General features: G+C 39.1%; 1 protein-coding gene. It reads right to left on the bottom strand.

Going from position 1 to position 1,663, the window contains the following annotated elements; all coding sequences use genetic code 11:
* Positions 1 to 188: 188 nt before the first annotated feature.
* Complete coding sequence (locus tag ACEN3Z_RS11765) at positions 189 to 1,508, bottom strand: IS1380 family transposase (protein WP_284028859.1); 1,320 nt, start codon at positions 1,506 to 1,508, stop codon at positions 189 to 191.
* Positions 1,509 to 1,663 lie beyond the last annotated feature (155 nt).

The raw sequence follows: 1,663 nt of genomic DNA, 5'->3' as shown, positions 1-1,663 counted from the left end.
CTCTATAATTTAAGCTGGTTTCTTGAATAAATTAATCGTTCTTGGAAAAATTGGGAATTTTTCTACAAAATAGTGCGTTCTCGAAGTAGATTTTAACTAAATGAACCTTCTTACGATTCTCTTGTTTGTTTGAAGGCATACTTCTCCCTTGTAGACGATTGATTCAAAAAATTAACGTGATGACTGATTTAAATCCATTGACTGGATCGCCGTAGGCGCTCGAAGACCCTATAGAATTCAGTTTGATACACATGATAACTCGACAATTTTAGATAGGCTCGTCTGCCTGTTTGCACAAGTTTGCCAGCGACTTTAAGGAATGTTAGTCGGATGGAATGAATAGTCATCCCTTGGTTCTTTTTATCAAAGCCGATAGTCTTTAGACAGTTGATGAGGTTGTATGCAAGCAGACTAATCATCATTCTGACATGATTTTCTAAGAAGCGTGGACTATCTGTTTTATCGAAATAAAAGCCACCTTTCGCTTCTTTGATGAAATTCTCCATTGTCCCTCGCTTGCCGTAAAGAGAGAATATGACTTCAGGTGAGACATTATCGGATAGATTAGTCACAATGAATGCGTGTTGAAAGAGGAGTTCTCCTGCTTCACGGATTGATCGAATACAGACACGACGGGGTTTCGACCATGATTGTGCTTGATAAGGCATTGAAAAATACTGAACTTCCCGATCTTCCCATTTTTGGTTATCTCCGTAAAGAACGGATTGCTCAGCTAATTGACTTAATCTCCGATTGTTCTTTAATCGGATCACATACTGACTTTCATTTTCTTCACAAGACTCATACACCTCTGGTGTTGCGAAGCCGCTGTCCCCACGAACCAATATGTCAGTATTCGGTATGGATTCATTGTAGTGGTGTAACAATGGGTCGATAAAGGCTTTCACCCCTTTAGATGTGTACTGATTACCTGAACGCAGTTCAGCTTTTAAGAAATCTCCAGTCAGTCCGTCAAAGGCAACTAATGGGTGGTAGCCGTAGGTTTGATAATGTGCATTATAATCTGTTTGTTCTTGATGGCCAAAGGTATCTGAATGAGTGGAATCGAGATCAATGATTAACTCGGTGTCATTGCGAATCAAACGCGCTTTATCAATGAGCGACTGATTTAATGATTGTAATTGACCCACATTTTCCGTGGTGAAACGATCCAGAAACCGTGAAATTGACGATTGTGAGGCTAATTGTTTTCTGCCTAACACCATTTGAAAGACTGGATCCTGTCGTAACAGATTAGCTGACGAGTCTGCCGAATAACCAGCAATCAGTTGCATAATGAGCTGTTCTAATATCGCTAAATTATCATGCGTGTAGTAAGCACGGTTATCTTTAATGTCCAGAAGTGATTTCGCCAAATCAGAAAACTTGAAGGTATCCATTACTTCTTTAACTAAGACTAAACCCGAATCACTCGATAAACGACCACCTGTATGCGAAATGATGATGTTTGAATTGAATTTTACCTGGTTTTTGTGTAAGCTAATCATGAAGAGAACTCCTTTCTTATGGTTGGTTTAGACACCTTTACCATATCAGAATGGGGTTCTTTTTTCATCACTTAACAGGTGAAAATGAAAAAGTAAATTTAAGCTGCCGTTAGGCAGTTGGCACATGTTTCAACGAAAAGTATGAATTGTTCAGG

The sequence above is a fragment of the Ruoffia sp. FAM 26254 genome, from assembly GCF_045528545.1.
Classification (GTDB): Bacteria; Bacillota; Bacilli; order Lactobacillales; family Aerococcaceae; genus Ruoffia; species Ruoffia halotolerans.
This window is presented reverse-complemented; position numbering and strand designations above follow the sequence as displayed.

What these genes read in the sequence shown, in the direction of transcription:
- ACEN3Z_RS11765 (WP_284028859.1), bottom strand. Translation starts at nt 1,508, where the DNA reads ATGATTAGCTTACACAAAAACCAGGTAAAATTCAATTCAAACATCATC.